8 protein-coding genes are annotated in these 7,058 nt (G+C 72.9%); 6 read left to right on the plus strand and 2 right to left on the minus strand.

Annotated features, from left to right (window positions below; genetic code table 11):
- From PV350_RS42870 to PV350_RS42895, 6 genes are all read left to right on the plus strand, one after another.
- A partial coding sequence (locus PV350_RS42870) for a type 1 periplasmic-binding domain-containing protein (RefSeq protein ID WP_500338803.1) occupies nucleotides 1-545 on the plus strand: 545 nt, incomplete at its 5' end.
- A gap of 297 nt (nucleotides 546-842) precedes the next feature.
- Complete coding sequence (locus PV350_RS42875) at nucleotides 843-1,058, plus strand: hypothetical protein (RefSeq protein WP_499511655.1); 216 nt, start codon at nucleotides 843-845, stop codon at nucleotides 1,056-1,058.
- Nucleotides 1,059-1,299: 241 nt separating this feature from the next.
- Nucleotides 1,300-1,824, plus strand: a complete 525-nt coding sequence (locus PV350_RS42880; protein ID WP_499511656.1) for a toxin-antitoxin system HicB family antitoxin — start codon at nucleotides 1,300-1,302, stop codon at nucleotides 1,822-1,824.
- A gap of 94 nt (nucleotides 1,825-1,918) precedes the next feature.
- On the plus strand, nucleotides 1,919-2,761 hold the full coding sequence (locus tag PV350_RS42885; RefSeq protein WP_500338806.1) for a DUF4097 family beta strand repeat-containing protein: 843 nt from the start codon (nucleotides 1,919-1,921) through the stop codon (nucleotides 2,759-2,761).
- Nucleotides 2,762-2,836: 75 nt separating this feature from the next.
- Nucleotides 2,837-3,826 carry an ATP-binding cassette domain-containing protein gene (locus PV350_RS42890; RefSeq protein WP_500338812.1) on the plus strand — a complete coding sequence of 330 codons (990 nt, stop codon included), beginning with the start codon at nucleotides 2,837-2,839 and terminating at the stop codon, nucleotides 3,824-3,826.
- Nucleotides 3,823-4,617, plus strand: a complete 795-nt coding sequence (locus PV350_RS42895; RefSeq protein WP_500338807.1) for an ABC transporter permease — start codon at nucleotides 3,823-3,825, stop codon at nucleotides 4,615-4,617. The genes PV350_RS42890 and PV350_RS42895 overlap by 4 nt, the downstream gene beginning before the upstream one ends.
- 72 nt (nucleotides 4,618-4,689) lie before the next feature.
- On the opposite strand, the gene PV350_RS42900 is transcribed toward PV350_RS42895, so the two are convergent.
- Both PV350_RS42900 and PV350_RS42905 read right to left on the minus strand, forming a co-directional pair.
- Entirely contained in the window at nucleotides 4,690-6,351 is a 1,662-nt protein-coding gene (locus PV350_RS42900; RefSeq protein WP_500338809.1) for an alkaline phosphatase D family protein, read from the minus strand.
- A 114-nt stretch (nucleotides 6,352-6,465) separates the two neighbouring features.
- Entirely contained in the window at nucleotides 6,466-7,026 is a 561-nt protein-coding gene (locus tag PV350_RS42905; protein ID WP_500338810.1) for an HNH endonuclease family protein, read from the minus strand.
- Nucleotides 7,027-7,058 lie beyond the last annotated feature (32 nt).

The raw sequence follows: 7,058 nt of genomic DNA on the forward strand, positions 1-7,058 counted from the left end.
CCGAGATTTTTTTTAAGGGCCGCCCCGAGGCCACGGCCACCCCGCGCCCCGGCTCCTGGTCCGGGGTCCACCCCTCGGAGGGCTACCGCGTCGTCCTGCTGACCGCGGGCGACGACCGCCCCGCCAAGGCGCTGGCGACCGCGGTCAAGGAGTGGGCCGAGGCCGAGCACGTCGACCTCAGGACGGTCGTCACCGACCACCCCGCCGACCTCCTCTCCGACGTCACCCGGGCCCTCGACATGCATCCGGACCTCATCGTCAGTGCCGGCAACGACCTGATCGACCCCCTCGCCACGGTCACCCCGAACCACCTGTCCCAGCAGTTCCTCGTGGTGGGCGCGGAGTTGGCCGAGCCCACCGCCAACGTCACCGCCGTCGACTGGTCCGGCGCGTCGTTCCGCGGCGAGGGCCTGGGCATGTCCTCGACGTACGACCCCGCCACCTTCACCCCCGCCCGCTGCGCCGCGGCCGTCCGCGCCGGCGTCGCGGCCGTCCTGGGCGGTGTGACCGGGATCGTCCTCTGGCTCGACGAGCACGAGGGATAGCTCCCGGCGCCCATCCCCTGGCGATCCGCCGACGAGGCCCTGGCCCGGATCCTGCGCCGCCACGGCGCCACGCCCGGCGCGGTCCACGACGTCGACGCGGCCTGGCAGTCGTTCGCCGAGTTCCTCGCCATCGAGGTCGAGGGCCTCGAGGAGACCGACGGCGACGGCTTCGTCGCCGAATGGGGCCGGTGGGACTGGAACGACGACCTGCCCGCGCTCTCGTTCGGGCGGCTGCTCGCGGTCCACGACACCGGCGGCAACCGCGACGACCCCCACCGGCAACCCGAGTACTGGAAGGTGGAGCTGCAGCTCTGCTTCGCCGAGGATCCGGCGTGGGCCGAACTGGACGACCTGGGCCTCCAGGACACCGGATTCGACCACCACGCCATCGGCGCGCCCAGGACCGCCGCGCTCGCGGAGACGCTCCGCCTGATCCGGTCCTACCCGCAGCTGGCCGCCATGTGGCGGGCCACGCCCGTGCGCAGCACCGTCACCTTGGAGCGCGCGGGCTGATCGCGGGACGGGCGTACCGGCGGTCGCAGCTCTTGGCGCCACCTGGCGCCATCTGGCACCACGTGGCACCATCCGGCGCCATCCGGCGCCATCCATGGCGCATCGCGCGCACGTGGCGCCAACATGGCTCAGGTCACCGCCATCACGTTCCGCCAGGTCAGAGGGGTTGCGCCGCTGAGTGCGCACCATGCGGCGCCCTTCAGGCTTGCGCATGGCGCCAGAGTGGTGCCACTATGACGTCATGGACCTCACCCCGTATGTCGACACCCTCCGCCGTGAACTCGCGGTGGCCGCCGAAGCCGGCGGGGAGGATGCCCGCGAGCTGGCCGAGCGGCTCACCGCTCCGCTGGAGTCGGCGACCCGCCTGACCATGCTCAACGTGCTCTCCGCCGCGATGGACGAGATCACCCGCGAACTCGCCCCCGGCTCGGTCGACGTACGGCTGCGCGGGCTGGACCCCGACTTCGTGGTGACGCTGCCGCCCACCGGCGGCGGCCCCGCGGACCGGGTGGACGCGCCCGTCGAACCGCTCAAGGCCCCGGCCCCCGCCCCGGCCGAAGCCGACGAGGGCGGCACCGCCCGCGTCAACCTGCGCCTGCCGGCGCACCTCAAGGCCCGTGCCGAAGAGGCCGCCAACCGCGAGGGCCTGTCGGTCAACGCGTGGCTGGTACGGGCCGTGTCGGCCGCGGTCGACAGCGGCCCGCAGCAGCGTACGACCGAGAAGACCCGCACCATCGGACAGAGCTTCACGGGCTGGGTGCGCTAGCCGCGCCCACGCCCGCAGCCGCACCCGCTCCACGTCACCCACACCACGTCCCACCAGCGGGGACGACCCCAAGACCCAAGAGGACGGGACAGCCATGCCTTCTTTCGACACCCCCGAACCGATCTCCGTCACCGCCCACGTCGGCGCCGGTTCCATCCGGTTCGCCGCGGGCGACCGCCCCGACACCGTCGTCGAGGTGCTGCCCCGCGACCCGAAGCGGGACAAGGACGTACGGGCGGCCGGCCAGACCGAGGTCACCTACGCGAACGGCGCCCTGACCGTCAGGACCACGGAGCGCTACCTCATCGGGCCCAGCGGCGCCGTCGACGTGACGGTCGAACTGCCCACGGGCTCCCGCGTCAACGTGACCGGCTCCTGGACCCAGGTGCTCGGCGAGGGGCGGCTCGGCGAGGTCCGGGTGAAGACGTCGTCCAACGACGTCCGCTTCGACACGACCGGCCCGCTGCAGCTGACCGCCTCCCACGGCTCGATCACCGTCGACCGGATCGAGGGCACCGCCGAGATCACCACCAGCTCCGGCAGCCTGCGCGTCGGCACCCTCGACGGTCCCGCCGTCCTGAAGAACTCGCACGGCACCACGACCGTCGGCGCCGCGCTCGGCGAACTGCGGGTGCGCGGAGCCCACGGCAACGTCGACGTCGAGCGTGCCGAGAGCTCGGTCACGGCCACCGTCGCCCACGGCAACCTGCGCGTCGCCGAGGTCGCCCGCGGCACCGTCCAGCTGGAGACCTCCTACGGCGCCATCGAGGTCGGCGTCCGCGAGGGCACCGCCGCCTGGCTCGACGTCAGCTCCGAGCGCGGGCAGGTGCGCAACACGCTCACCGCGTCCGGGACCCCGGAGGCAACCGAGGACACCGTCGAGGTCCACGCCCGGACCCGCTGGGGCAACATCGACATCCGCCGCGCCCGGGTCTGAGCACCACGAACCCGACCCGCGCCGGCCCCCACCCACTTCAGCCTTCGAATGGAGGGCCCCGTGCCTTCATCTGTCATGCCCACGCCCAGGCAGGGCGACCGTCACGCCTCACCCGCCGCCATCTCCGCCATCGGTCTGCGCAAGTCCTACGGCGACAAGACCGTGCTCGACGGCATCGACCTGCGCATCCCGGCCGGATCCGTGTTCGCGTTGCTGGGTCCGAACGGGGCGGGGAAGACCACCGCGGTGAAGATCCTGTCCACGCTCGTCTCCGCCGACGGCGGGCAGGCCCAGGTCGCCGGCCACGACCTGGCCGGGGATCCGCAGGCGGTGCGTGCCGCGATCGGGGTCACCGGGCAGTTCTCCGCCGTCGACGGGCTGATCACCGGCGAGGAGAACATGCTGCTGATGGCGGACCTGCACCACCTGTCCAAGGCCGAGGGACGGCGGATGGCCGCCGCGCTGCTGGAACGCTTCGACCTCACCGAGGCCGCCGGCAAGCCCGCCGCCACCTACTCCGGCGGCATGAAACGCCGCCTGGACATCGCCATGACCCTGGTCGGCGACCCCCGCATCATCTTCCTCGACGAACCCACCACCGGCCTGGACCCCCGCTCCCGCCACACCATGTGGCAGATCATCCGCGAACTCGTCACCGGCGGCGTCACCGTCTTCCTCACCACCCAGTACCTGGAGGAGGCCGACGAACTCGCCGACCGGATCGCCGTCCTCCACAACGGCACCATCGCCGCCGAAGGCACCCCCGACGAACTCAAGCGCCTCATCCCCGGCGGCCACATCCGGCTGCGCTTCACCGACCCCACCGCCTACCAGCACGCCGTCACCGCCCTGCCCGGCGCGGCCCGCGACGACGACGCCCTGACCCTGCAACTGCCCAGCGACGGCAGCCAACGCGACCTGCGCACCCTGCTGGACCGGCTCGACGCCGGCGCCGTCCACGCCGACGAGCTGACCGTCCACACCCCCGACCTCGACGACGTCTTCTTCGCCCTCACCGGCGACACCGCCACCGTCCCCCACCAGCCCACGGAGGCCCTGCGATGAGCACCCCGACCCACGCCCTGCGCGACTGCTCCACCATGCTGCGCCGCAACCTCCTGCACGCCCGCCGCTACCCCTCCCTCACCCTCAACCTCCTCCTCACCCCGATCATGCTGCTCCTGCTGTTCGTCTACGTCTTCGGCGACACCATGAGCGCCGGCATCGCGGGCGGCGCCCCCGACCGCTCCGCCTACATCGCCTACCTCGTCCCCGGCCTGCTCCTGATGACCATCGGCAGCACGACCATCGGCACCGCCGTCTCGGTCTCCAACGACATGACCGAGGGCATCATCGCCCGCTTCCGCACCATGGCCATCCACCGCGGCTCCGTGATCGTCGGACACGTCATCGGCAGCGTCCTGCAATCCGTCCTGAGCGCCGTCCTCGTCGCCGCCGTCGCCGTCGCCATCGGCTTCCGCTCCACCCACGCCACCCCCCTGGAATGGCTCGCCGCCCTGGCCCTGCTCGTCGGCTTCGCCACCGCACTGACCTGGATCGCCGTCGGCATGGGCCTGGTCAGCCCCAATGCCGAGGCCGCCAGCAACAACGCCACCCCCCTGATCCTGCTCCCCCTGCTGTCCAGCGCCTTCGTCCCCCTGCACTCCATGCCCGGCTGGTTCCAGCCCATCGCCCAGTACCAGCCCTTCACCCCCGCCATCGAGACCCTCCGCGGCCTCCTCCTGGGCACCGGAATCGGGAACAACGCATGGATCGCCGCCGCCTGGTGCGCCGGACTCACCGTCCTCGGCTACCGCTGGTCCACCGCGAGGTTCAACAGCGCCGCCACCTCCTGATCCGGTGCACGCACCACGGCGGAGGGCCCCGCGCGGCGCGCGGGGCCCTCCGCCCGGGTTTCGCGTCCCCGCTCAGTCCGTGGTGAGGTGCGTATCCATCACCGTCACCAACTCCGCCCGCCGTGCCGTCCCCTTCGGGGCCCGGGTCTGGTCCAGCCGGAGCGCGGCGGCACGGCCGCGCAGGGACAGGGTCATGAGCTGGTTGCCGAACCAGGGGCCGCCCGTCTTGCGCCAGCGCAGCGACGGGGTGCCGGCGCGGCCGTGGCGGGCGAGGGCGCGGCCGAGGAGCCGGGCGGGGCCCGTCCAGGCGAAGCGGAAGGCAAGGCGCATGAAGCCGGGGATCGTGTTGTGGACCGGCGAACAGGTCAGCTGCAGCAGACGGGAGCGCAGCGGCGCACCGGGACGGTGGGCCTCGGCGGTGTAGGCGTGGTGGACGTCCCCGGACAGGACGCAGATCGTGGCGGGGGCTTCCGGGGCGTCGGCGGCGTCGGTGAGGAGCCCGGCGAGGGCGTCGAAGGAGTCGGGGAAGGCCGACCAGTGTTCGAGGTCGCCGGCCTGGCGCAGGCGTTCGCCGCGGTGCGTCCAGCGGTGGCCGCGGCTGCCGCCGCAGAGGGCGGAGCTCCACGCCTCGGCGTCGTGGACGGCGTGCGGGAGGAGCCAGGGCAGGGAGGTGCCGATGAGCAGGTGGTCGAAGCTGCCGTCGGGGCGGACGTTCTGGCGCAGCCAGTCGAGTTCCGCCGGGTCGAGCATGGCGCGGTCGTGCTCGTCCAGGACGCGGGCGGCGCGTGAGTCGACCATGAGCAGGCGGGTGCGCCCGAGGTCGCGGCGGTAACTCCAGCGGGTGTGCGCCGGGTCGGCCTCCACGCGTGCGGCGAAGGCGCGCAGGGTCTCCGTGCCGTCGTCGGCGGCGCGCACCGCGGCGAGGAGCTTGTCGGCGGCGAGTTCGGCGGGGGTGAGGTTGCCGAGGTGCTGGTGCACCCAGTACGAGGTGAGGCCGCTGGTGACGCGCTCGTGCCACCAGGCCGTCTCCCGCATGGTGTTGCGCCACGTGTGGGAGGTGTTCCAGTCGTCTATGACGTCGTGGTCGTCGAAGATCATGCAGCTGGGCACCGTGGACAGCAGCCAGCGGATGTCGGGGTCGAGCCAGGACTCGTAGTAGAGGTGGGTGTATTCCTCGTAGTCGGCGACCTGGTCCCAGGGCGGCTCGTTCAGGTCGCGGCGCCGGGCGAGCCAGCGGCGGGTGGCCGCGGAGGTCTCGTCGGCGTAGATCTGGTCGCCGAGCAGCAGCAGGAGGTCGGGACGGGGCGCGTCGCCGGAGCCGATGTGGTGGGCGAGGGTGTCCAGCGCGTCGGGGCCGATGGGGTCGGGTTCGTCCGGGGGCGGCGCGGCCCAGCGGCAGGAGCCGAAGGCGACGCGCAGCGGCTGTCCGTCCTCCCCGCCGTCCCCGTCGTGCCCGGCGGTGTGGATGGTGCTGGGCGGGTACGGGGAGCCGGGCAGCGGCCAGACCTGCTGCCCGTCGAGGAGGACGCGGTAGGGCGTGGAGGTCCCGGGGCGCAGCCCCGTCACGGTGACGATCGCGTAGTGGTGGCCCGCGATCTGCCAGGTGCGCTCGCTGCCGGTGGCCCCGTCCTCGCAGGCGACGGTCGCCGTGGCGGGGCGGTCCGCCTCGACCCACACGGTGGCCGTGTCCTCGTCCACGTATCTCAGCAGCGGGCCCAGGCGCAGTTCTGCCATGGCGGTCGGCCTTCCCTCCGTCGTCGTGAGTTGTGGACGTCGGAGGGAAGGCGTGAGTTCCCGGCCGCCGCCCGGGCCGCGGTCCCGGCGGCCGGGCGGGGCCGGGACGCGCGGTCAGCAGCCGCTGAGGACGCTGCTGAGCTTGCTCTTCTCGGCGGAGTCGACCGCCAGGCCGTAGTAGTACTTCACCTGGACCCAGGCGCGCACGTAGGTGCAGGCGTACGCGGTGCGGGACGGCATCCACGTGGCCGGGTCCTGGTCGCCCTTGGCCTGGTTCACGTTGTCGGTGACGGCGATGAGCTGCGGGCGGGTGAGGTCGTTGGCGAAGGCCTGCCGCTGGGAGGTGGTCCAGGCGGAGGCGCCGGAGTCCCAGGCCTCGGCGAGGGGCACGAGGTGGTCGATGTCGAGGTCGGACGCGGCGGTCCAGGTGGCGCCGTCGTAGACGGAGTACCAGCTGCCGCTGGTGGCGGCACAGGAGGAGTCGGTGACCACGCCGCTGCCGTCGCGCTTGAGCACCGTCTCACGGGTGTTGCAGGCGCCGCTGATGGTGATCCAGTGGGGGAACAGGTCGCGGTTGTAGCCGGTGCGGTTCTCGGTGGCGACCCTGAGCGAGGCCAGGTAGGTGCGGGCGGTGGCGGCGCTGACGGGGGTGGGGAGCGCCGCCACCGCCCGCACCTACCTGGCCTCGCTCAGGGTCGCCACCGAGA

This window comes from Streptomyces sp. PA03-6a (assembly GCF_033792765.1).
Classification (GTDB): Bacteria; Actinomycetota; Actinomycetes; order Streptomycetales; family Streptomycetaceae; genus Actinacidiphila.

Coding starts and splice junctions, on each gene's coding strand:
- PV350_RS42890 (WP_500338812.1), top strand. CDS start 2,837: ATGCCCACGCCCAGGCAGGGCGACCGTCACGCCTCACCCGCCGCCATC.
- PV350_RS42880 (WP_499511656.1), top strand. CDS start 1,300: ATGGACCTCACCCCGTATGTCGACACCCTCCGCCGTGAACTCGCGGTG.
- PV350_RS42895 (WP_500338807.1), top strand. CDS start 3,823: ATGAGCACCCCGACCCACGCCCTGCGCGACTGCTCCACCATGCTGCGC.
- PV350_RS42885 (WP_500338806.1), top strand. CDS start 1,919: ATGCCTTCTTTCGACACCCCCGAACCGATCTCCGTCACCGCCCACGTC.
- PV350_RS42900 (WP_500338809.1), bottom strand. CDS start 6,351: ATGGCAGAACTGCGCCTGGGCCCGCTGCTGAGATACGTGGACGAGGAC.